This is a genomic window from Microbispora sp. H10836 (assembly GCF_012999525.1).
Classification (GTDB): Bacteria; Actinomycetota; Actinomycetes; order Streptosporangiales; family Streptosporangiaceae; genus Microbispora.
On the sequence record NZ_JABBWU010000007.1, the window covers coordinates 144,729 to 165,921 of the forward strand.

Below are 21,193 nucleotides of genomic sequence, written 5' to 3' on the forward strand. Positions count from 1 at the left end.
GCGGCCGGGCCCATGCGCTGTCGTCAGCCGCCGGAAACGGCTCGCGGCCGCGGCGCGGGCCGCGTCCTGCGCGGCGGCCGGACGGCGGCCAGACGGTGGGCGGCGTGGTCGACGCGGGGCTTGAGCGGCGGCGGCCCGCGCGCACCGGCCGTGTCGCACACCGATCGCTAGCGGGGCGCCCGGTCGCGGTCGCTTCTTCGGGCGAGGCGTTGGAGTTGTCCTTGGTGCACGTCGCTCACCCACTCCCAGCCGGGCTTGGCCGATGGGCCGATCCGTGGGTCGGCGGGGACGTGACCGTTTCGCAACGCGAGTACGTACGCCCGATCCTGGTCGATGCGTGCCTGTACCTGGCCGGATCCGCCGACGGAGCCGTGGCCCGGGACGACGACGTCGACGCCGCCGGCCACGCCCTCGAGCAACCGCAGCGCGGCGAGGTAGTCCTCGATCGGGTCGGTGGGGCCGTCCGCGTCGAGCATCGGAATCAGGACATCGGAAAGCATGTCGCCGGCGAGGAGAACCCCGCGTTCCTCGATCAACAGCGCCGCGTGGCCCGGGGCATGCGCTCGATGCTCGATGATCCGGACCCCGGGGCCGTCCCAGGGAATCCGCGCGGTTTCGGCGGGCAGACCGGTGATGAGGCCGAGCAGGTCCAGCGGTACCCGCCCGGCGATTTCCGTCTCCAGCAGGTGGGCGGCGATACGGGCCTTCGCATCCGCGTCGGGCAGCTGATCTCGGACAGTGGCCGCGCAGCGCGCCGTGCCGTAACGGGGCGCCTCGCCGAGCCGGGCGTGCCAGAGCAGGTGATCCCAATGCGGATGGGTGGAAAACCCTGCCACAACGGGCTGACCCAACTCGCGAAGGTCGTTCGCGAGGCAGTCGATCTCGGAGCCGGTCACCCCGGGGTCGATGAGCAACACACCGGCCCGGCCCTGCACCGTGACGGCGTTGCTCTGCACGAACTCGCTCTCGTGGACCCACACACCCTCAGCGACCCGCCTCAGCACGAGCCCGCCTCCTTGAGAAGCCCCGCCCGGAGCACCTGCATCGAGTAAACGAAGCGGTCCAGCAGCTCCCAAGGTAATTGCACTCTGCAACTACTACATGGGGAGCGAAGCACCTGTCAAGGAGCAATCGTGGAACCACGGTCCGGCCGTCGACGGGGACCGACTCCTCGACTTCTGTAGTCTCGCGGAGCGCACACCACCCGACCGGCACCTGCCCGACCACGCCTTCGTCCGGCGATCGTGAACCTTCTCGGTCTCTCGCCCGACTGTGCAGGGTGACGGGAGGACGAGATGACCGATGAGCTGCTGGTGGTCCGCGCTCAGCTGGGCGAGCGCGGGGCGCTGGCCGAGCTGCTGGTTCGGTGGCGGATGCCGGTGTGGACGTATGTCCGGCGCATGCTGGACGCCGACCGGGCCGACGACGTGAGCCAGGAGATCTGGCTGGCTGTGGTTCGCGGCCTGCCCCGCCTCAGGGAACCCGGCCGGTTCGTGCCGTGGTTGTTCACGATCGCCCGGCGGTCGGTCACCGACCGGCTGCGTGACGAGTACGCCCAGGCCGAGGAAACCTCGGCATTCGGGGACATCGCGGGCGAAGGGATCGCCGAAGACCCGGCTGAGGTCATGGTGGAGCGTGCCGCGCTGGTGAGCGTGCTGTCGGCTCTGCCGGTGCTGGAGCGGGAGATCCTCGTCCTGTTCTACCTGGGGGACCTGCCGGTCGAGGAATGTGCCCACGTCTGCCAGGTCCCGGCCGGAACGGTCAAGTCCCGGCTCAACCGCGCCCGTCGCCTGTTGCGGGAGCACCTTGAGGAGAAGGGACACACGTCATGAACAACGAGCCGCGCCGGTCGGCGCAGGACATGATCGAGCACCTGGCGCCGGTGCTGTCGCTCAGAAGGCGGATCCGGGCGGTGACGGCGCTGCTGGCCGGCGTGGCCGGCGCGGTCTTCGTCAGCACGTTGTGGTGGTCGGAGCCCGGCCCGCTGCCCGGACGCACTCATCTGGCGTTCGCGTTGTTCACGGCGCTCTGCCTGGCCTGGGCCGCATACGGGGGATGGCTGCTGACGCGCCGGGTTCCGCTGTTCGCCGCCGACCGGGTGATCGCCGCCTGGATCGGCCTGGCCGCCTCGCTGGCCACCACCGCGGTCGTGACCGTCGTGGCCGTGCGACGCGGCACGGGGGCGGGGCTCGCCCTGGCGGTCGGGGGGCTGTTCGTCGCGGTGGCCGTGGTGCTCGTGGTGCGCGCCCACCTCCGGCGGGCGGCGCTGCTGCGCCGCATGCGCGAGCTGACCGGCCGGGGGAACCCGTGAACGCGCTGGAGACCAGTGGGCCGAGCAGGCGTTACCGCGCCGGTGACCTTGAGCGGGATCGCCTGTCTGGCGATACGACGCCGGGGCCGGCCTTCTAACGGATCGACGACGTCCGGGGTTTATGAGGGGAAAGGGGGATGTCCGCTCCCTTCCATTCTCAACGTATAGCGCACAGGGGGTCTTGCGGCAAGACCCGGGTCGTACCGCAGAATCGTCGGCCTGAGGCCGGAGTCCGCGAAAACGGGGGAGCGCGAAATGCGCGTGTTGTGGTCGACCTATGGGTCACGGGGGGACGTCGAACCGCCGGTGGCGCTCGCCGTACGGTTGCGGGAACTCCGCGCGGAGGTGCGGGTGTGCGCGCCGCCCGACGAGGACTTCGCGCAGCGGCCGGCCGGCGTGGGCGTGCCGATGGTGCCGGTCGGCCGGTCGGCGCGCGCACTGACGACGGCCGCGCCGCCGCGCAGGTGGCCGTCGAGGCGATCCGCGCGCGGGGCCGCCGTGTGATCGTCCCCCGCGCCTGGGCGGACCTGGCCCTGATCGACGACCGGTACGACTGCTTCACCGTCGGCGAGGTCGACCATCAGGCGTCGTTCGCCCGCGTGGCCGCCGTCGTGCACCACGGCGGCGCGGGCACCACGACGACGGCAGCCCGGGCCGGCGCACCCCAGGTGATGGTGCCCCAGGCGGCGGGCCGACCGTACTGGGCCGGCCGTACTGAGCCGCCCGCGTGGCCGAGCTGGGCATCGGCGGCACACGACGGTCCGGCGCCGTCGATCCAGGACCCGGACCACGAGAACCCGCAGGCCTGTTGACCGGCCGCAGTCGGCTGACGAGGCCGCCAGGCGGAGCCACTCGTCACGCCGGTCGCGATGCCCTGCCGTGCGTAACAGTCGCGAAGCGACCTCAGATCGGAGCTGATGACGTGAATCCTTTGACCACCAGCGCCTTCGACCTTCCCGAACGCCTGTCTCACAAGGCGGACCCGGCGCTGATCTCCGCCGACGAGCGGCACCTCGCCGCCGTCGCGGAGACCCTCGAGCAGTCGATCGCCGAGCTGTCCGCCCGCCTCGACGCCGAGCGCAGGGCGCCCGGCGGTCTGGGCCGGCAGGCGCTGGACCGGGACCTGGAGATCCACCGGCTGACCGCCCGCCTGCGCCTGCTACGCCGCTTCGGCCTGGACCTGTGCCTGGGACGCATGGTCGGCGCGGACGGCTCCGAGCCGGTGTACGTCGGACGGCTCGGCCTCACGGACGGCGAGGGTCGCAGGCTGCTGCTCGACTGGCGCTCCCCGGCGGCCGAGCCGTTCTTCGGAGCCACCCACGCCAACCCGATGGGTCTGGCGAGCCGCCGCAGGTATCGCTGGACCCGCGGCCGGGTCAGCGACTACTGGGACGAGGTGTTCACCCCGGACGGGCTGGAAGGGCACGCCGCTCTGGACGACCAGTCCGCCTTCATCGCCAGCCTGGGCGGCAGCCGGTCGGGACGGATGCGGGACGTGCTCGGCACCATCCAGGCCGACCAGGACGCCGTCATCCGCGCGGGGTCCCAGGGCGCTCTCGTCGTCGACGGCGGTCCGGGCACGGGGAAGACCGTGGTCGCCCTGCACCGCTCCGCCTACCTCCTCTACTCCGATCCCCGTCTCGGTCACCGCAGGGGCGGGGTGCTGTTCGTGGGCCCGCATCAGCCCTACCTGGCCTACGTCGCCGACGTCCTGCCCAGCCTCGGCGAGGAGGGCGTGCAGACCTGCACCCTGCGGGACCTCGTCGCCGAGGGCGCCACGGCGGCGATCGAGACCGACCCGGACGTAGCCCGCCTGAAGTCGTCCGCGGACCTGGTGAAGGCCATCGAGCCGGCCGTCCGGTTCTACGAGAACCCGCCCACCGAGGGGATGACGGTCACGACCCCCTGGTCCGACGTCTGGCTGAGCCCCGGCGACTGGGCCGAGGCGTTCGACGCGCCGGAACCCGGCACCCCGCACAACGAGGCGCGTGACCGGATCTGGGAGGAGCTGGTCACGATCCTGGTGGACAAGCACGACGACGAAGCGCCGGCCGAGCTCGTCCGCAGGTCGCTGCTGCGCAACAGGGAGCTGCTCACGACCGTCAACCGCGCGTGGCCGCTGATCGAAGCGGCCGACCTCGTCGGAGACCTGTGGTCGGTGCCCGCCTACCTGCGGCTGTGCGCGCCCTGGCTCGCCCCCGAGGAGGTCCGGAAGCTGCAGCGTGCGGACGCCCAGGCGTGGACCGTGTCCGACCTGCCGCTCCTGGACGCGGCACGGCAGCGGCTCGGCGATCCGGAGGCGTCCCGGCGCAGGCGTCGCCATGACGCCGCCGTCGCCGCCCAGCGCGAGCACATGGCGCGGGTCGCCGAGGATCTGATCGAGGCCGACGACTCCGAGATGCTCGTGATGTCGATGCTGCGCGGACAGGACATGCAGGACGCCCTGGTCGACGAGGCCGCGCTGTCCGGCCCCGTTCCGGACCGGCTCGCCGGCCCGTTCGCCCACATCGTCGTGGACGAGGCCCAGGAGCTCACCGACGCGGAGTGGCAGATGCTGCTGCTGCGCTGCCCGTCCCGGAGCTTCACGATCGTCGGGGACCGCGCCCAGGCCAGGCACGGGTTCACCGAGTCGTGGCGGGAACGGCTCGAACGGATCGGGCTCGACCGGATCACCCTGGCCACCCTGAGCATCAACTACCGGACGCCGAAGGAGGTCATGGCGGAGGCCGAGCCGGTCATCCGGGCCGTGCTCCCGGACGCCAACGTGCCGGCCTCGATCCGCGGCAGCGGCGTCCCCGTCGTCCACGGATCGGCCTGCGACCTGGGCCCGATCCTCGACGCCTGGCTCGCCGGGCACGCCGACGGAGTCGCCTGCGTCATCGGCGACCCCGCCTTCCGGGAGATGCCCCGCGTCCGTTCGCTGACTCCGGAACTGGCGAAGGGGCTCGAGTTCGACCTGGTCGTCCTCGTCGACCCGGAGAGGTTCGGCGAGGGCGTCGAAGGCGCCGTCGACCGCTACGTCGCGATGACCCGCGCGACCCAGCGGCTCGTCATCCTCACCGGCTCCTGACGCCGGCCGTCCGGCGCCGGATCCGCGTGCCCGGATCCGGCGCCGGACGGCAAACAAGTTGCGGCGCTCCGGCCGGCGCCGGGACGATGGCCGTGTGATCTGGCTCGTATTCGCCGGTTCTTGCTTCCTGCTCGCGATGATCCCGGGCGTGAGCACCGCGGTGATCCTGCGGCAGACGCTCAGGGCCGGGCGCTCCTCCGGGGTGGCCGCGCTGCTCGGCAACGAGACCGGCATCTTCCTGTGGTCCATGGCCGCCGTGTTCGGGCTGTCCGCGCTTGTCGTGGCATCCGAGGTCGCGTACGGCGTGATGAAGGCGGTGGGTGCGGCGCTGCTGGTGCTGATGGGCGTGCAATCGCTGTGGAAGGCCAGGCGCGCGCCGGTGGCACTCGACCCGTCCGCGCCGTACGCCGGGGACGAGGCGCGGGCGGCCGCCGGGTGGCGCCGCTCGTACGGGCTGGGGCTCGCCACCTGCGGCGCCAACCCCAAGGCCGCCGTGTTCGCGATGTCGTTTCTGCCGCAGTTCGTGCCGCAGGGCGCACATGTGCCGCTGACGCTGACGATGCTCGCGGTGATCTGGGTGGTCGTGGACGTGATCTGGTACGTCGGGATGATCTGGCTGGTAGGCCGGGCCGGCGCCGTGCTGGGCAGGCCCGCCGTGCGCCGCCGGCTCGAACAGGTGTCGGGGGTGGTGCTGGTGGCACTAGGCCTCCGTGTGGCGGTGGAGGCCCGATGACGATCTGGCACGAGGAACTGGGCTCCGGTGATCCCGTCGTCCTGCTGCACTCCGGCGTCGCCGACTCGGGCATGTGGGATCCCCAGTGGCAGCCGCTGGGGGAGAGGTTCCACGTGATCCGGCCGGACTTCCGGGGCCACGGGCGGACGCCGTACGCCGCGGAGGGGCCGTACTCGGACGCGGGTGACGTCGCGGACCTGCTCGCGGCGCTCGGGCTGCGCAGGGTCGCGCTCGTCGGATCGTCGTACGGCGGCCGGGTGGCACTGGAGCTGGCGACGGGGCATCCCGATCTGGTCTCGCGGCTCGTGCTCCTGAACGCGGGCTGCGGGCTGCCGCCCACCCCCGACCTGGAGGCGTTCGGGTCGGAGGAGGACCGGCTGATCGAGGCGGGTGACGTCGGGGGAGCGGTGGACCTCAACGTCCGCACATGGCTCGGCCCGGAGGCGGACGAGCCGGTCAGGACGCGGCTGGCGGCGATGCAGCGTCACGCGTTCGAGGTGCAACTGGCCGCCGACCCCGAGCCCGAGCGGAGGAGGGATCCGATCGACCTGCCGGCGGTCACGGCGCCGGCGCTGGTAGTCGTCGGCGGCCACGACCTGCCGTACTTTCAGGGGAGCGGACGGCACATCGCGGAGGCGATGCCGGACGCGACGCTGCTCGACCTCGACTGGGCCGGTCACCTGCCGAGTCTGGAACGCCCGGCGGAGATCACGAGTCTGCTGTGCGACTTCCTCTCCTGATCTACATTGTAAAGGCGCCCGGTTAGTGGTAAAACCGTGATCAACTACAAAACCTAAACGCACCGAAGGGCCCGGCGGCACCTTCGGGTCAGTGATTGACGGTGCTCATCCCCGCCGGGTTGTACCGGTCGCCGGCGACCTGAGCGGCGAGGGAGTCGAGCGCGTCGAGGTGGCCGGGCTCGAACTCGATGTCCAGGGCCGCGGCGTTCTCCTCGATCCGCGCGACCCGCTTGGTGCCGGGGATCGGAACGACGTCGTCTCCGCCCCGGGTCAGCACCCAGGCGAGCGCGACCTGGGCCGGGGTCGTGCCGAGCGAGGCCGCGATCTCGCCGACCTTGGCCACCAGGGCCTGGTTGGCGGCGAAGTTGCCGCCCTGCCAGCGGGGGTTGTGGTGACGGAAATCGTCGGTGGACAGTTCCCCTGTGCTCGTGAACGCCCCGGTCAGCAGGCCGCGGCCGAGAGGGCTGTAGGCGACCAGGCCGATGCCGAGCTCCCGGAGGGTGGGCAGCAGCTCGTTCTCGATGTCGCGGGTGAACAGGGAGTACTCGTACTGCCCGGCGGTGACCGGGTGGACGGCGTGCGCGCGGCGTACGGTGGCGGGCGCGGCCTCGGAGATGCCGAGATGACGCACCTTGCCCGCCTCGACCAGCTCCTTCATCGCGCCCCAGGTCTCCTCGACGGGAACGCCGGGGTCGACGCGGTGCTGGTAGTACAGGTCGATGTGGTCGACGCCCAGGCGTTCGAGCGAGGCGTCGCAGGAGCGGCGCACGTAGTCGGGCCGGCCGTTGACGCCCACGCGGGTACCGTCGGGCAGCCGCTCGATGCCGAACTTGGTGGCCAGAACGACCTGGTCGCGCCGGTCGGCGACGGCCTTGCCGACGAGCCTCTCGTTGGTGAACGGCCCGTACGCGTCGGAGGTGTCGAGGAGAGTGATCCCCAGGTCGAGCGCGCGGTGGAGGGTCCGGATCGACTCGGACTCGTCGCCCGGGCCGTAGAAGTCGCTCATTCCCATGCAGCCCAGACCGAGCGCCGAGGTGTGAAGGCCCTGGCCGAGCGTGTGCTGCTTCATTGTTCTCCCGTGATTCTGCGGCGGTAGAGGCCGATCTTGTGGTCGACGACCTCGAGATCGCTTCGGAGCTGCTCGATTTCGGCGATCACGTCGGCCCGGTGGGCCTCGAGCAGCTCCTGGCGGGCCACGTATGTGTCCTGGCCCCGGCGGGCGAGTCCGGCGCGTTCGTGGTAGCGCAGCGTGCGGGCGGTGAGGCCGGTACGCTGCGCTACCCGCGCGATGGTCATCCCCTCGTCCATGGGGACCAGTCTGGGAGTTGGAGCGCGCTCCAGGTCAAGCCGAAGATCACTGCGCGGTGCAGAGGGCGCCGTTGAGGGTGAAGGCGGCCGGCAGCACGTTGGGGCCGCTGTAGGCGCCGACGAAGCCGATGGAGGTGCTCGCGCCGGGTGCGAGCTTGCCGTTGTCCGGGGTGCTGGTGACGGTCACGGAGGTCCCGTTCTGCGTCCAGTTGCCGCTCCATCCGCTGCTGACGGTCTGCCATCCGGTGGGCCAGGTGTAGTGAAGCGTCCAGCCGTCTACGGCGGCGGTGCCGGTGTTGGTGATGTCGATGCTGCCGACGTATCCGTTGCCCCAGTCGTTGGTGTCCCTCAGGCGTACCGAGCAGGAGCTCTTGCCGGGTGTGCCGGTGGTGAAGGTGAGCGGCGGCGATGCCCAGGAGACGCGGCCCGCGGTGTCGCGGGCGATCACGTTGACGGTGTAGCGGGTGCCGGGGACGAGGTTGTGGACCGTGAAGGAGGTGCCGGGGGTCTCGCCGAGCTGTTCGGTGACGGCGCCCTTCTGGCGGTGGATCTCGTACTTGGCGACGGGGCTCGCGCCGGGCGCGGCGACGGGCCAGGAGATGGTGGCGGTCTTGTCGGTGACGTCGCTCGCGGTGGGCTGACCGGGGGCGGCGGGGGCGCCGGTGGTGGCGGTGGCGGGGTGCAGCACCAGCGTGGTCAGTGAGTACGGCGGGAGGGTCTGGGTGGTCGCGGTGCCGCCGTGGCCGGTGCTGACGGACGTCGCGCCGTTGGTGAGGGTCTGCACCGTCGGCGCCTCGCCGGACGGGGTGAACCCGTCATAGTTGATCTTCACCTGGTGCTCGCCGTCGGGGTCGCGGTTGATCAGCAGGACGGCGAGGTCGCCGTTGGGGCGGCGGGCGGCGTGCGCGGCGACCAGCGGCTCGTCGGTGGCCGCGCGGACGAACCGGTCGCCGGGGCGGGCGAACGTGCTGATCATGGAGAGCGCGTGGTAGGGGGCGAAGGGCGTGTTCAGCGGTGGTTCGCAGGTGTCGCCCGAGCAGGTGGCGCTGGACAGCATGCCGAAGTCGCCGTAGTCGGTGTGGCCGGCGACGGTGCTGATGGTGCCCGCGCCGTTGTGGACGTTCCACCAGTCGATGGTGAAGACGCCCTGCTCCATGAGGCCGGCGTAGGCGTCGGCGGCGAACAGCGCGCCGGGCTGGGTGTTCGGCGCGATCCCGCTGTTGATCTCGGTCATCGCGATGCCGATGTCCCCGGCGCGGGCGCCGGCGTGCTTGGCGATCTGCCCGCGCACCAGGTGGATCATGTCGGGGATGTGCGCGGTCTTGGTGAGGACGTCGGCCACGTCGTTGTGCGGGGGATACCAGTGCAGGATGACGAAATCGATCTTCGAGGCGGCGATCGACAGGACGGTGTCGTTCCAGGTGCCCTCGTCGCCCGCGGCGACGATGCCGTCGGGCCAGTTGGCGGGGGTGGTGAGCACGGCGCCGATCTTGATGGTCGGGTCGACGGCCTTCATCGCGTCGGAGTACGCCACCAGGTTCCTGGCGTACTCGGCGGGGCTCTTGTCGGCGTGGTCGTCGGCCTCCCAGTCGGCGCCGTAGTGGCCGTTGCCGTAGTTCTCGTTGCCGATCTCCCAGTATTTGACGCCGTACTTCTTGGTGACGTTGGCGTACTCGACCCAGTCGGCGGCCTCCTGGGCGCTGCCGGTGCCGTAGTTGGCGATGATGATCGGCTGCGCGCCGGTGCGCTTGGCACCGCTGATGAAGGTGTCGAAGTCGGTGCCGGGGGCGACGTAGCCGCCGGGGGCGGTGTGGGTCTTCCAGTGGTAGATGTCGGCGTACGACCCGCCCGGGTAGCGGAGCATCTTCACCCCGGCGGCCTTGAGAAGATCGGCCGTCTCGTTCGTGCCGAGGTTGCTGTCCCAGATCGCGTGGTTGGCGCCCACCGCGGTGTCGGACGCGGCGGCCAGGCCCGCGCGGGTGTTGACGGTGACGGTGACGGGCGAGGCGTCGGCGGGGGTGTCGGCGGACGCGGCGGGTACGCCGGTGAGGAGCTGGGCGGCCACCGCTGCGCCCGTGAGGAGTGCGATGGCCGGCCTGGCGATGCGCAGGGTGCTCATTACGTCCCTTTTCTGGAGGATCTTGCCGTGCGATCGTGATCAGGACGTCTGAAACGGTCAAGCAGGCACCCTCGGGCGCGGCCGTGAGCTGCGGCGGAGTTAGGCGGGGCGTGCAACTTTCACAGGGCAGGTCGCGCGTGGAAACGCCGGAAGAAGTCGCGGACGTCGGCGGTGAGCATCACGGTGGTCGGCAGGCGGTCGCGGGCAACTGAGGGAACCGGTTCAGGTCGGCTTCGTGCTCGCGCCACACCTTGACGTCAAGCCGCCTTGACGCGATGACGGAATGTCGGCGGGGGGTGACAGGATCGCGGCATGACTTCCTGGCGGGAGATAGAGAAGGAGATCCCCGAGCTTGCCGCCCGTGTGCTGGCGAGCATGGGGAAGGGCAGGCACAAGACGATGGCGACGCTGCGGCGGGACGGCTCGCCGCGCATCAGCGGGACCGAAGTGGATTTCCGGGACGGCGAGGTCTGGCTGGGGTCCATGCCGGGCGCGATGAAGGCCCTCGACCTGCGGCGCGACCCCCGGGTGGCGATCCACAGCCCGTCCGACGATCCGGACGAGGCGAACCCGGGCGCCTGGAGCGGCGATGCCAAGCTGGCCGGCCGCGCCGTCGAGATCACCGATCCGGCCGTGCGTGAGGCGTTCGGCGTGCCGCCCGGGGAGGATTCCCACCTGTTCCGCGTCGACGTGACCGAGGTGGTCTTCACGCGTACCGACGCGGCGGGGGAGCACCTGGTGATCGAGATGTGGCACGAGGGCTCCGGCCACCGGGTGGTCAAACGCCGCTGACCGCCGCCGGCCGCTGCTGGGCGGCGGGGGTCACTGCCGCTTGCTGACCGGCATGTTCTGTCCGAGCAGGCAGCTGTCCGGCTGCGATCCGCAGAAGAACGGACTGCACCTCGAACCCGCCCTGGTCGGTGATGGCCTGTTGCGCCTGTCCCCTCACGAAGGTGGGGCTGATGACGCCGTTCAGGCTCTGGTTGTAGTGGCCCTGACCGGACCGGCCCTGCGCGCCGCCCGCGCGCCCTCCTCTGATCACCTGGCCGCCGCCCCTGCCCGGGCCGGGGTCGCGGAGGGCCGTGACCCCGTGGGGCGGATGATGCGGGGCGACGCGGGCGATCGCGGGCTGCGCGGCCGCGATCCCCGCCGCCGTGATCACGAGCGCGGCCAGGGTCGTCCACCGGGTCGCGAGGGCCATCGCGACGTTGGGGTGGCGCGGGTCGCGCCCGCGGGAGCGGGACATCTCGGTGTGTGCCTTCCTGTTCCTGACCCGGCGTTCAGCTGTCGCTCGTCCGGTGCCGCCGGGACGTGAGGCACATACCCGTCCGGGTGGCGGCCGCGGCGAGGCTGGTCAAGATCGGCACAGGTCATTGCCGGTCCTTTGGCCTGTTCGCCGGCCGCTCCGTCCGGCGGCCCTAGTGGACGCTGAACCCCCCGTCGACGCAGATGGCCTGGCCGGTGACGTACGCCGAGGAGTCGGAGGCGAGGAAGACGGCCACGCCGCGGAAGTCGTCGGGGAGGCCGTTGCGTCCGGTCATGGAGCGGGCGGCCAGTTGCTCGACCCGCCCGGGGACGGCCTGGGCGGGCACGGTCAGCGGAGTCAGGACGAAGCCGGGGATGATCGTGTTGCTGGTGACGCCGTGGGCCGACCACGCCTCGGCCTGGGAACGGGTCAGCCCGCAGACGGCGGCCTTGGCGACGCCGTAGACGCCGCTGTCGCCGAAGGCGCTGATCGACTGCTGGGAGCCGATGTTGATGATCCGCCCCCGGCCCCGGGTGGCCATGTGGGGGCCGAAGTGCTGCCCCAGCAGGAACGGCGCGGTGAGGTTGACGGCGATGGTCTGGTCGTAGTCGCCGGCGGTCAACTCGGCCATGGGCCTGCGGATGTTGTTGGCGGCGTCGTTGACGAGGATGTCGATCGCGCCGAAGAAGCCGTCCGCCTCGTCGCACACACGGGCGATGCCGGCGCGGTCGCCGAGGTCGGCGCTGATCGCCGCCGCGCGCACGCCGTGGCCTTCGAGCCTGCCGACGGCCTCGGCGAGTTCCTTGGGCCGCCGGGCGACCAGGACGACGGCGGCGCCGGCGCGTCCGAGTGCCTCGGCGATGGCGTATCCGATGCCGGAGCTGCCTCCGGTGACCAGGGCGACCCGGCCGGTGAGCGAGAAGAGTTCCTCGATGTAGATCGGCATACCGCCGCAAGGTAGCAGCGGGACCGGCCGGGGCCGGGAGACGGGGTCAGGCGGTGCCGGCGTCGTCGGCGTGCATGTCGCGCATCGCGTCCTCGATCTTGCGCATCACGGTCTCCATGGTGCGCAGGGTCTCGGTGTCGAGGCGCCGTAGAAGGCGGATGTAGCCGCCCGTCCCGGCCTCGATGATCTCGCTGGTGAGCCGCCGCCCGGCCTCGGTGAGCTCGACGCGGCGTACGCGGCGGTCGTGGGGGTCCTCGTGACGGGAGGCCAGGCCCTGGGCGACCACCCGGTCGACGATGCCGGTGACGGTGGCCAGGCCGACGCCGAGGTGGCGGGCGAGCTCCTGCCCGGAGGTGGACCCGGCGAACGACAGGAACATGACGACTTTGAGCTGCTGCATCGTGAGGGTGGAGGCCAGCAGCGGCATCGAGCGGTCGCGGGCGAAGAACCGCCCCATGCTGCGCTGCAGCTCCGCCAGGCGGGCGATGATGCATCCGCGCTCGGCGTCCTCGGCGACCTCCTCCGGCGTCGGCAGGGTGGCGGGGTCGTGCTGCGGGCGGGGGGTGGCCGCCGCGCCGGTTCCGGTGCGCCGCTCGGCTGGGCTGTCGTTCACTGTCACCTCTCGAGAGGAGAGGTTACCAGCCGTTAATCCAACAGCTGAATGTTCGGATAGTGCGAAGTGTTAGTGTTGGCCGAACACTCTTCTCCCGATGTCAGGAGCTCGGATGACCTCCTTGGCCAGGCTGAGCCTTGCCAACCGCACTCTCGTGATCATGATCTCGATGGTGCTCGCGGGTTTCGGCTTGTTCGCGATCCCCTCGCTGAAGCAACAGCTCTTCCCGTCGCTGGAGTTCCCGGCGGCGTTCACGGTGGCGACTTATCCCGGTGCCGCTCCCGAGATCGTGGAGGAGCAGGTCACCAAGCCGATCGAGAGCGCGTTCCAGGGTATCGCCGGTGTCACCGACATCACCTCCACCTCCCGCGAGGGGATGTCGCAGGTCCAGGTGGCCTACGAGTTCGGCACCGACATCGACCAGATGGTCGGGAAGATGCAGCAGGCCGTGAGCCGGATCAAGGCGCAGCTGCCGGCCGACGTCGATCCGCAGGTGGTGGCGGGCAGCACCGACGACATCCCGGTGATGGCGATCGCGGTGGGCGACGGCGGCGATCAGCACGCCATGGTCGACAAGATCGAGAAGATCATGGTGCCGGAGCTGCAGTCGATCGAGGGCGTGCGCGACGTCACCGTCAGCGGCGCCCGTGCGCAGCGGGTCGTCATCACTCCCGACCAGGGCAGGCTCGCCCTGCTGGGGCTGTCGGCCGCGGCCATCCCCGACCTCCTGCGGGCCAACGGGGTGTCCATCCCGGCCGGCACGCTGACCGAGGACGGCAAGTCGCTGACCGTGCAGATCGGCGACCCGGTGCGTACGGTGAAGGACCTCGAGAACCTCTACCTGACCCCTGCCGGCGCGCCCGCGGCGGGCCAGGCAGCGGCGGCCGGGCAGCGCGGCGGCGCGAGCGCGGGACAGAGTGCGGGCCAGGGCGCGGGTGCGACCGCCGGGCAGGGCGCGGCGCAGCGGCCGACAGCGCAGGCGCGGGCCGCCGCGGCCCCGCCGAAGCCGGTCAAGCTCGGCACCGTGGCCGACATCAAGGTCGAGGACGCCGTCGCGACCACGCTCACCCGGACCAACGGCACCCCGAGCCTGGGCGTGTCGGTCACGATGGTGCCCGACGGCAACGCCGTGCAGATCTCCCACGACGTGAACGACGCCCTGCCGGGCCTGACGCGCGCCCTCGGTGACACCGCCGAGCTGACCGTGGTGTTCGACCAGGCGCCGTACGTCGAGCGGTCGATCGAGGACCTCACCACGGAGGGTCTGCTGGGCCTGGCGTTCGCCGTGGTCGTCATCCTGGTGTTCCTGCTGTCGGTCCGGTCGACCCTGGTCACGGCGGTATCGATCCCGATGTCGGTGGTGATCGCGCTCATCGCGCTGTGGATCGGCGACTACTCGCTGAACCTGCTGACGCTGGGGGCGCTGACGATCGCCGTGGGCCGGGTGGTCGACGACTCGATCGTGGTGCTGGAGAACATCAAGCGCCATCTCGCCTACGGCGAGGAGAAGCGGCGGGCGATCCTCACTGCCGTGCGCGAGGTGTCCGGCGCGGTGACCGCCTCCACGCTCACCACGGTGGCGGTGTTCCTGCCGATCGCCTTCGTCGGCGGAATGGTGGGGCAGTTGTTCAGCCCGTTCGCCATCACGGTGACCGTGGCGCTGCTGGCGTCGCTGCTGGTCTCGCTGACCGTCATCCCGGTGCTGGCGTACTGGTTCCTGAAGGCGCCGGCGCTCACGCCGCAGGAGGCGCAGGCCGTACGCGAGGACGCCGAGCGCAGGGAGCTGCGCAGCCCGCTGCAGCGGATCTACCTGCCGGTGCTGCGTTTCGCCACCCGGCGGCGCCTGGTCACGGTGCTGATCGGGGTGGTGGTGTTCGCCGCCACGATGGCGCTCGCGCCCAATTTGAAGACGAACTTCCTCGACAACTCGGGCAACGACACGACGCAGATCAGCCAGCGGATGCCGGCCGGGACCGACCTGGCGACCACCGACGCGGCGGCCAAGAAGGTCGAGGAGGTGCTGGCGGCCGACGGGGGCGTGAAGTCCTACCAGGTGACGGTCGGCGGCGGGAACCGCTTCCTCGGCGGGCTCGGCGGCGGCGCCGACCGGGCGTCGTTCTCGGTGATGCTGAAGGGGGGCGTGGACACCTCCGCCCTGGAGGAGCGGCTCCGGGAACGGCTGAAGGGCCTGACGGGGGTCGGCGATGTCACGGTCGGCGGCAGTGGCGGCGGGTTCAACTCCGACCAGGTGCAGGTCATCGTGCAGGGCTCGGACCAGGCCGCGCTGAAGACGGCGGCCACCGCGGTACGCGACGCGATGGCCGGGGTGGACGGGCTGCGGGACGTCGCCTCCAACCTGGAGGACAGCGTCCCCCGGGTCGAGGTGCACGTGGACCGGGAGAAGGCCGCCGCCCGGGGCCTGACCGAGACCGGGATCGGGCAGCTGGTCGCGCAGGCGTTCCGCGGCGCGCCGGTCGGCTCGATCGACGTCGACGGCCGCTCCAGCGACGTGATCCTGCGCGCCGGCGGTGACGCGCCCGAAGACGTCGCGGCGATCAGGAAGCTGGCGATTCCCACGGCGACGGGTCTGGTCAAGCTCGGTGACGTGGCCGACGTGGTGAAGGCCGACGGGCCGACCCAGATCACCCGTCAGGACGGCGACCGGACCGCGACGGTGTCGGGCACCGCCGACGCGTCCGATCTGGGGGCGATCACCGCGAAGGTCACCGACACCCTGAAGACGCTGACGTTGCCGGCGGGGGTGACGTACGAGATCGGTGGCGCGAGCTCCGACCAGCAGGAGGCGTTCGCCGACCTGGGGCTGGCCATGCTGCTCGCGGTGGCGATCGTCTTCATGATCATGGTGGCGACGTTCCGCAGCCTTGTGCAGCCGCTGATCCTGCTGGTGTCGATCCCGTTCGCGGCGACCGGCGCGATCGGGCTGCTGCTGGTCACCGACACGGCGCTCGGCGTGCCCGCGCTGATCGGCATGCTGATGCTGATCGGTATCGTCGTCACCAACGCGATCGTGCTGATCGACCTGATCAACCAGTACCGCGAGCAGGGGCTGGGCGTGGTGGAGGCGGTCATGGAGGGCGGCCGGCGGCGGCTTCGTCCTATCCTGATGACCGCGATCGCGACGATCTGCGCGCTCACCCCGATGGCGCTGGGCGTGACCGGTTCGGGCGGGTTCATCTCCCAGCCGCTGGCCATCGTCGTGATCGGCGGCCTGATCTCCTCGACGCTGCTCACGCTGGTGCTGGTGCCGACGCTGTACACCGTGGTGGAACGGCTGAAGGAGCGCATGCGCCGCACGCCGAAGCCGTCCGCGCCGGGCGAGGGCGACCTGACCGTGTACGGCGAGGAGGCCCTCGAACCGGCCAAGTGATCCGGCCGCCGTTTCCGGCGGTTCGCTCGGATTCGCCTCCTGCTGCCGGTACCGGCAGCAGGAGGCGCGCTTGTCGGCGTGCTGCTTCGCCGGTGAATTCGGCCTGGCTTCCGGCCCCGCGGGGACGATAATCGGCGGATGTCGCCTGTTCCCGATCCTGTTCCCGATATGGAAGCGCCGGCCGCGGGGCCCGTCGGCAGACCGGCACGGCAAAGCCCTGCCCGAGGATGCGTGTTCAGCGTTCTGGCGTGGGCGCTGGGCGCGCTGGGGCTGCTGCTGTCCTTCAGCGGCTACGCGATGTACAAGGTCCTCGTGTCCGAGGCGGATGGCGATGTGGCACGTCTCCCGTTGTGGGTACGCCTGCTGATCATGGCCGTGGTCTTCGTGGCCGGGATCCTGCTCTTCGCCGGCAGCGGCGGTCTGCTGAAACGGGGAAGGCGGCACCGCCACCGGATCATCCCCTCGTTCGACGAGCTCGTAGGGGAGCGCTATCTGCTCTACCTGCGGCCCTTCTCCATCGATCCCCTCATGGCCCTGCCGCCGGCCGAGGCCCCGGGCTGGGGGTTCCGCTCGCCCTTCGAGCTTCCGGGGCTTACGCAGGAGGAGTTCCTGGTGCGGCAGTTCCGCGGCCTCGGCCGGGTCGTCGCGATCGGGCAACCCGGGGAGCGTCTTCCCGAGATCGGGGCCGAGCGCGGCTATCTGCCCGTCGAGGAGTGGCAGGAGTCGGTGAGCAGGCTGCTGCGGGGCACACACGCGGTGATCATGACGGCATCCCCGGGGCCGGGGACGATGTGGGAGTTCACCGAAGCGGTACGCACCGTCGCACCTGCCCGGTTGCTGTTGCTCGTCTACGGTGACGAGGACTATCACGCCTTCCGGGAAGGCGTGGCCCAGGAGTACGCGACGAGGTCGTCCGCCGAGTGGCCACCGCTACCGCGATTACCGGACATCCCGCCCGCTCCGTACGTCAAGGGGCTCCCGTGGGATTTCCCCCTCGAAGGAATCCTGTCCTTCGACCCCCGATGGCGTCCGCGGTTCACGCGGTTCCCGCCGGCCGTACCGCGGGTGCGGCATGTCTGGACCATACGCCGGCTGGTACGGCGCGAACTCAAGCCGGTTCTTGACCAGGTGTCCCGGTTGCCTCCGGCGCCATCGCTCGCGTAGCGGGCCAGGGGCCGGCGACGGCAAACCGCAAACAGCTCTTCGCGAAGAACTGTTTGCGAAGAACTGTTTGCGGTTTATAGTGGCGGCATGACCGATCACGGCGAGACGCCCTACTCTCCGGCCGCGCAGGACGCGGTCGTCCTGGACGCCAAGGGGCTGCGCGCGCTCGCGCATCCCGTGCGGGTGCAGGTGGTGGGCCTGCTGCGCAAGCACGGCCCGTCGACGGCCACCCGGCTCGCCGAGCTGCTGAACATCAACTCCGGCGCGGCCAGCTACCACCTGCGCCGCCTCGCCGCCGCGGGCTTCGTCGAGGAGGACACCGGGCGCGGGAACGCCCGCGAGCGCTGGTGGCGCGCGGTCCACTGGTCGACCTGGCTCAACGACCCGGACCTGATCGAGCGCGAGCCCGAGGCGACGCTGGCATATCTGCAGTCGGTCGCCGCCACCCACACCCTGCGCGTCCAGCGGGGGATCAACGAGCTGCAGACGATGCCGCCCGTGTGGCGGGACGCGCTCGACATGAGCGACTGGGCGCTGCGGCTGACCCCGCAGGAGGCCACCGCCCTGCGGGAGGAGCTGTGGGCGGTCGTCACCCGGCACCGCAGGGACACCCCCGAGGCGGACGGCGCACCGGCGGGCGCCGAACGCGTGTCCGTGATCGTGCACATATTGCCCGAACTGGACACGCCCGCCGCGCCGGAAGACGACGCGCGATGACCGGAGAGGACGCGATCATCGCCGCTCCGTCCCGCGTTCGCAGGCTGCGCCCGCTGGGCGGGCTGCTGGCGGCCATGGCGGTCGCGCTGACCGGCACCCGCGTGTCGGCCATCGCACTGCCGTGGTTCGTCCTGGTCACGACCGGCAGCGCCACCCAGACCGGGCTGGTGGCCTTCTGCGAGATGACCCCCTACGTGGTGGTCAAGGCGCTGACCGGGCCTCTGGTGGACCGGGCCGGACCGCGGGTGATCTCCTGGAGCACCGACGCGGCCAGCGCGGCCGCCGCCGGCGCCGTGCCCCTGCTGCACGCCACGGGCCTGCTGTCCTTCCCGGTGCTGCTCGCCCTGGTCGCGGTCATCGGCGCCGTACGGGGCCCCGGCGACCTGGCCAAGGAGATCATGGTTCCGGAGGCGGCCGAGCGCGCCCGCGTGCCGCTGGAGCGGGCCACCGGCCTGTCCGGCGTGACCGAGCGGCTGGCCTCGACCCTCGGTCCGGCGGCCGGCGGCTTCATGGTGGCGTTGCTGGGACCGCTGACCGGCCTGGTCCTCAACGCCGTGTGCTTCGCCCTCGGCTCGCTGATCATCGCGCTCGCCCTGCCGCGCGGCATGGGACGCCCGGCGGACCAGGCCCCGCCCGCGTCCGGCTACTGGCGGCGCTTCGGCGAGGGCTTCGCCTTCCTGCGGGGGGAGCCGCTGCTGCTCACCGTCATCGTCATGGTCGGGATCACCAACCTGCTGGACGCGGCGTTCAACACCGTCCTGCTGCCCGTGTGGGCGCAGCGGTCCGGCAACGGCCCGACCGCGATCGGCCTGAGCAACGGCGTGTGGAGCGCCGCCGCGGTCGCCGGAAGCCTGGTCGCCGCGGCCGTCGCGCACCGGATGCCGCGCCGGGTGGTGTTCTTCGCGGGGTTCCTGCTCGCCGGGGCGCCGCGGTTCCTGGTCCTCGCGGCCGACGCGCCGATGTGGGCGGTGCTGGCGGTGTTCGCCGGGAGCGGGGCCGGCGGCGGCTTCCTCAACCCGATCCTGGGGGCGATCGCCTTCGAACGGGTGCCGCACGGGCTGCGCGGCCGCGTCAACGCCCTGGGCGACTCGATGGCGTGGGCGGGCATCCCCCTCGGCGGGCTGATCGCGGGGGCGGCGGTTGTCACGTTGGGGCTCGTACCGGCGCTGCTGATCGCCGGCGCGGCGTACTTCCTGACCACCAACCTGGCCGCGCTGCTGCCGCAGTGGCGTGAGATGGACCGCCTGCGCGGCCGGGGCGCGCGGCCCCGGGCGGCCGAGCCCGACGTCCGTCCCGTCGGCAGCGACGTCCTGTGAGGCGCCCCTGTGAGGCGCCGGGGTGCGCGGATTTCCGTGGCCCGGCACCTGCGGACGGCCGGGAGGTGCGGGCTCAATAGACTGGGCCAACGTGAATGCCAAGCCGCGTATCCCGAATGTCCTGGCCGCCCGTTACGCCTCGCCGGAGCTGGCCCGCCTGTGGTCTCCCGAGTACAAGGTGGTGCTGGAGCGCAGGCTCTGGCTCGCCGTTGTGAAGGCCCAGGCCGACCTCGGGATCGAGGTGCCCGAGCAGGCGATCGCCGACTACGAGAAGGTCGTCGAGCAGGTCGACCTGGCCTCCATCGCCGAGCGGGAGAAGGTCACCCGGCACGACGTGAAGGCCCGCATCGAGGAGTTCAACGCCCTGGCGGGCCACGAGCACGTCCACAAGGGCATGACCTCCCGCGACCTGACCGAGAACGTCGAGCAGCTGCAGATCCGCGACAGCCTGCTGCTGGTGCGCGGCCGGGTCGTGGCGCTGCTGGCCCGCCTGGGCCGCCTGGCCGCCGAGCACTCCGCGACCGTCATGGCCGGGCGCTCGCACAACGTCGCCGCGCAGGCGACCACGCTCGGCAAGCGCTTCGCCACCGCCGCCGACGAACTGCTGGTGGCCTACGAGCGGCTGGAGGACCTGCTGCAGCGCTACCCGCTGCGCGGCGTCAAGGGCCCGGTCGGGACCGCCCAGGACATGCTCGACCTGCTCGGCGGTGAGGACCGGCTGGCCGCGCTGGAGGACCGCGTCGCCGCGCACCTCGGGTTCGCCCGCCGTTTCACCAGCGTCGGCCAGGTCTACCCCCGCTCGCTCGACTACGACGTGCTGACCGCGCTGGTGCAGCTGGCCGCCGCCCCCTCCTCCCTGGCCAAGACGATCCGCCTGATGGCCGGGCACGAGCTGGTCACCGAGGGCTTCAAGGAGGGCCAGGTCGGGTCGTCGGCGATGCCGCACAAGATGAACACCCGCTCCTGCGAGCGGGTCAACGGCCTCACCGTCATCCTGCGCGGGTACGCCTCCATGACCGGGGAGCTCGCCGGCGACCAGTGGAACGAGGGCGACGTGTCCTGCTCGGTCGTCCGCCGGGTCGCCCTGCCCGACGCGTTCTTCGCCTTCGACGGCCTGGTGGAGACGATGCTGACCGTGCTCGACGAGTTCGGCGCGTTCCCCGCGGTGATCGAGGCCGAGCTGGGCCGCTACCTGCCGTTCCTCGCCACGACCAAGATGCTGATGGCGGCGGTGCGGGCCGGGGTCGGCCGCGAGACCGCGCACGAGATCATCAAGGAGCACGCGGTCGCCTCGGCGCTGGCCATGCGCTCGCGCGGCGCCGGCAACGAGCTGCTCGACCGGCTGGCCGCCGACGAGCGCTTCCCGCTGGGCCGGGACGAGCTCGACGCGCTGCTGGCCGACCGTGCCTCCTTCGCCGGCGCGGCCGCCGGTCAGGTGGCCGCCGTGACCACGCGGATCGGTGAGATCACCGCGCGCCATCCCGGCGACGCCGCCTACGTCCCGGGTGCGATCCTGTAGGAA

At 71.5% G+C, this 21,193-nt stretch carries 20 protein-coding genes; 13 read left to right on the top strand and 7 right to left on the bottom strand.

Annotated elements, in window-relative coordinates:
• Positions 1 to 167 precede the first annotated feature (167 nt).
• A complete protein-coding gene (locus HHX30_RS15355) occupies positions 168 to 1,004 on the bottom strand; it encodes an MBL fold metallo-hydrolase (RefSeq protein ID WP_169982617.1) in 837 nt (278 codons plus the stop codon).
• A 291-nt stretch (positions 1,005 to 1,295) separates the two neighbouring features.
• Between HHX30_RS15355 and HHX30_RS15360 the strand changes: the two genes are divergently transcribed.
• The 7 genes from HHX30_RS15360 (at position 1,296) to HHX30_RS15385 (ending at position 6,854) form a co-directional block, all read left to right on the top strand.
• Positions 1,296 to 1,832 carry an RNA polymerase sigma factor gene (locus HHX30_RS15360; RefSeq protein WP_169982618.1) on the top strand — a complete coding sequence of 179 codons (537 nt, stop codon included), beginning with the start codon at positions 1,296 to 1,298 and terminating at the stop codon, positions 1,830 to 1,832.
• The gene (locus HHX30_RS15365) at positions 1,829 to 2,311 is read left to right on the top strand and encodes a hypothetical protein (protein WP_169982619.1); all 483 of its coding nucleotides are present in this window, start codon (positions 1,829 to 1,831) and stop codon (positions 2,309 to 2,311) included. The genes HHX30_RS15360 and HHX30_RS15365 overlap by 4 nt, the downstream gene beginning before the upstream one ends.
• A 255-nt stretch (positions 2,312 to 2,566) precedes the next feature.
• Positions 2,567 to 2,815 carry a hypothetical protein gene (locus HHX30_RS40635; protein ID WP_211592051.1) on the top strand — a complete coding sequence of 83 codons (249 nt, stop codon included), beginning with the start codon at positions 2,567 to 2,569 and terminating at the stop codon, positions 2,813 to 2,815.
• Positions 2,812 to 3,123, top strand: coding sequence for a nucleotide disphospho-sugar-binding domain-containing protein (locus HHX30_RS40640; protein WP_211592052.1), 312 nt, complete (start codon positions 2,812 to 2,814; stop codon positions 3,121 to 3,123). Before HHX30_RS40635 ends, HHX30_RS40640 begins: the two co-directional genes overlap by 4 nt.
• Positions 3,124 to 3,233: 110 nt before the next feature.
• Complete coding sequence (helR, locus tag HHX30_RS15375; protein WP_169982620.1) at positions 3,234 to 5,381, top strand: RNA polymerase recycling motor ATPase HelR; 2,148 nt, start codon at positions 3,234 to 3,236, stop codon at positions 5,379 to 5,381.
• A gap of 94 nt (positions 5,382 to 5,475) precedes the next feature.
• Positions 5,476 to 6,114 (top strand): LysE family translocator, encoded by a 639-nt coding sequence (locus HHX30_RS15380; RefSeq protein ID WP_311922430.1) that lies wholly within the window; start codon positions 5,476 to 5,478, stop codon positions 6,112 to 6,114.
• Complete coding sequence (locus tag HHX30_RS15385) at positions 6,111 to 6,854, top strand: alpha/beta fold hydrolase (RefSeq protein ID WP_169982621.1); 744 nt, start codon at positions 6,111 to 6,113, stop codon at positions 6,852 to 6,854. The genes HHX30_RS15380 and HHX30_RS15385 overlap by 4 nt, the downstream gene beginning before the upstream one ends.
• An 88-nt stretch (positions 6,855 to 6,942) precedes the next feature.
• Here the strand turns inward: HHX30_RS15385 and HHX30_RS15390 are convergent, their stop codons facing one another.
• The 3 genes from HHX30_RS15390 to HHX30_RS15400 are packed head-to-tail and all read right to left on the bottom strand — an operon-like array spanning position 6,943 to position 10,281.
• Positions 6,943 to 7,923 (bottom strand): aldo/keto reductase, encoded by a 981-nt coding sequence (locus HHX30_RS15390; protein ID WP_169982622.1) that lies wholly within the window; start codon positions 7,921 to 7,923, stop codon positions 6,943 to 6,945.
• Positions 7,920 to 8,162, bottom strand: a complete 243-nt coding sequence (locus tag HHX30_RS15395) for a MerR family transcriptional regulator (protein WP_169982623.1) — start codon at positions 8,160 to 8,162, stop codon at positions 7,920 to 7,922. Before HHX30_RS15395 ends, HHX30_RS15390 begins: the two co-directional genes overlap by 4 nt.
• Positions 8,163 to 8,208: 46 nt before the next feature.
• Positions 8,209 to 10,281, bottom strand: coding sequence for a cellulose binding domain-containing protein (locus HHX30_RS15400; RefSeq protein ID WP_169982624.1), 2,073 nt, complete (start codon positions 10,279 to 10,281; stop codon positions 8,209 to 8,211).
• Between the two features lie 312 nt (positions 10,282 to 10,593).
• Between HHX30_RS15400 and HHX30_RS15405 the strand changes: the two genes are divergently transcribed.
• Positions 10,594 to 11,073, top strand: coding sequence for a pyridoxamine 5'-phosphate oxidase family protein (locus HHX30_RS15405; protein ID WP_169982625.1), 480 nt, complete (start codon positions 10,594 to 10,596; stop codon positions 11,071 to 11,073).
• Here HHX30_RS15405 and HHX30_RS15410 read toward each other — a convergent pair.
• The 3 genes from HHX30_RS15410 to HHX30_RS15420 form a co-directional block, all read right to left on the bottom strand.
• Positions 11,060 to 11,527 (bottom strand): hypothetical protein, encoded by a 468-nt coding sequence (locus HHX30_RS15410; RefSeq protein ID WP_169982626.1) that lies wholly within the window; start codon positions 11,525 to 11,527, stop codon positions 11,060 to 11,062. The genes HHX30_RS15405 and HHX30_RS15410 overlap by 14 nt on opposite strands.
• 172 nt (positions 11,528 to 11,699) lie before the next feature.
• On the bottom strand, positions 11,700 to 12,473 hold the full coding sequence (locus HHX30_RS15415; protein WP_169982627.1) for an SDR family NAD(P)-dependent oxidoreductase: 774 nt from the start codon (positions 12,471 to 12,473) through the stop codon (positions 11,700 to 11,702).
• Positions 12,474 to 12,519: 46 nt separating this feature from the next.
• Positions 12,520 to 13,086 (bottom strand): MarR family transcriptional regulator, encoded by a 567-nt coding sequence (locus tag HHX30_RS15420; RefSeq protein WP_311922432.1) that lies wholly within the window; start codon positions 13,084 to 13,086, stop codon positions 12,520 to 12,522.
• 112 nt (positions 13,087 to 13,198) lie between these two features.
• On the opposite strand from HHX30_RS15420, the gene HHX30_RS15425 reads away from it, so the two are divergent.
• The 5 genes from HHX30_RS15425 (at position 13,199) to purB (ending at position 21,190) form a co-directional block, all read left to right on the top strand.
• The gene (locus HHX30_RS15425) at positions 13,199 to 16,474 is read left to right on the top strand and encodes an efflux RND transporter permease subunit (RefSeq protein WP_169982628.1); all 3,276 of its coding nucleotides are present in this window, start codon (positions 13,199 to 13,201) and stop codon (positions 16,472 to 16,474) included.
• 231 nt (positions 16,475 to 16,705) lie between these two features.
• Positions 16,706 to 17,638, top strand: coding sequence for a hypothetical protein (locus tag HHX30_RS15430; RefSeq protein ID WP_169982629.1), 933 nt, complete (start codon positions 16,706 to 16,708; stop codon positions 17,636 to 17,638).
• Between the two features lie 87 nt (positions 17,639 to 17,725).
• Entirely contained in the window at positions 17,726 to 18,355 is a 630-nt protein-coding gene (locus HHX30_RS15435; protein WP_169982630.1) for a transcriptional regulator, read from the top strand.
• On the top strand, positions 18,352 to 19,671 hold the full coding sequence (locus HHX30_RS15440; RefSeq protein WP_169982631.1) for an MFS transporter: 1,320 nt from the start codon (positions 18,352 to 18,354) through the stop codon (positions 19,669 to 19,671). Before HHX30_RS15435 ends, HHX30_RS15440 begins: the two co-directional genes overlap by 4 nt.
• 91 nt (positions 19,672 to 19,762) lie before the next feature.
• The gene (gene purB, locus HHX30_RS15445; protein ID WP_169982632.1) at positions 19,763 to 21,190 is read left to right on the top strand and encodes an adenylosuccinate lyase; all 1,428 of its coding nucleotides are present in this window, start codon (positions 19,763 to 19,765) and stop codon (positions 21,188 to 21,190) included.
• The last annotated feature ends 3 nt before the right edge of the window (positions 21,191 to 21,193 follow it).

Coding starts and splice junctions, on each gene's coding strand:
- HHX30_RS15360 (WP_169982618.1), top strand. CDS start 1,296: ATGACCGATGAGCTGCTGGTGGTCCGCGCTCAGCTGGGCGAGCGCGGG.
- HHX30_RS15365 (WP_169982619.1), top strand. CDS start 1,829: ATGAACAACGAGCCGCGCCGGTCGGCGCAGGACATGATCGAGCACCTG.
- HHX30_RS40635 (WP_211592051.1), top strand. CDS start 2,567: ATGCGCGTGTTGTGGTCGACCTATGGGTCACGGGGGGACGTCGAACCG.
- HHX30_RS15385 (WP_169982621.1), top strand. CDS start 6,111: ATGACGATCTGGCACGAGGAACTGGGCTCCGGTGATCCCGTCGTCCTG.
- HHX30_RS15390 (WP_169982622.1), bottom strand. CDS start 7,923: ATGAAGCAGCACACGCTCGGCCAGGGCCTTCACACCTCGGCGCTCGGT.
- HHX30_RS15395 (WP_169982623.1), bottom strand. CDS start 8,162: ATGGACGAGGGGATGACCATCGCGCGGGTAGCGCAGCGTACCGGCCTC.
- HHX30_RS15400 (WP_169982624.1), bottom strand. CDS start 10,281: ATGAGCACCCTGCGCATCGCCAGGCCGGCCATCGCACTCCTCACGGGC.
- HHX30_RS15405 (WP_169982625.1), top strand. CDS start 10,594: ATGACTTCCTGGCGGGAGATAGAGAAGGAGATCCCCGAGCTTGCCGCC.
- HHX30_RS15410 (WP_169982626.1), bottom strand. CDS start 11,527: ATGTCCCGCTCCCGCGGGCGCGACCCGCGCCACCCCAACGTCGCGATG.
- HHX30_RS15415 (WP_169982627.1), bottom strand. CDS start 12,473: ATGCCGATCTACATCGAGGAACTCTTCTCGCTCACCGGCCGGGTCGCC.
- HHX30_RS15425 (WP_169982628.1), top strand. CDS start 13,199: ATGACCTCCTTGGCCAGGCTGAGCCTTGCCAACCGCACTCTCGTGATC.
- HHX30_RS15435 (WP_169982630.1), top strand. CDS start 17,726: ATGACCGATCACGGCGAGACGCCCTACTCTCCGGCCGCGCAGGACGCG.
- HHX30_RS15440 (WP_169982631.1), top strand. CDS start 18,352: ATGACCGGAGAGGACGCGATCATCGCCGCTCCGTCCCGCGTTCGCAGG.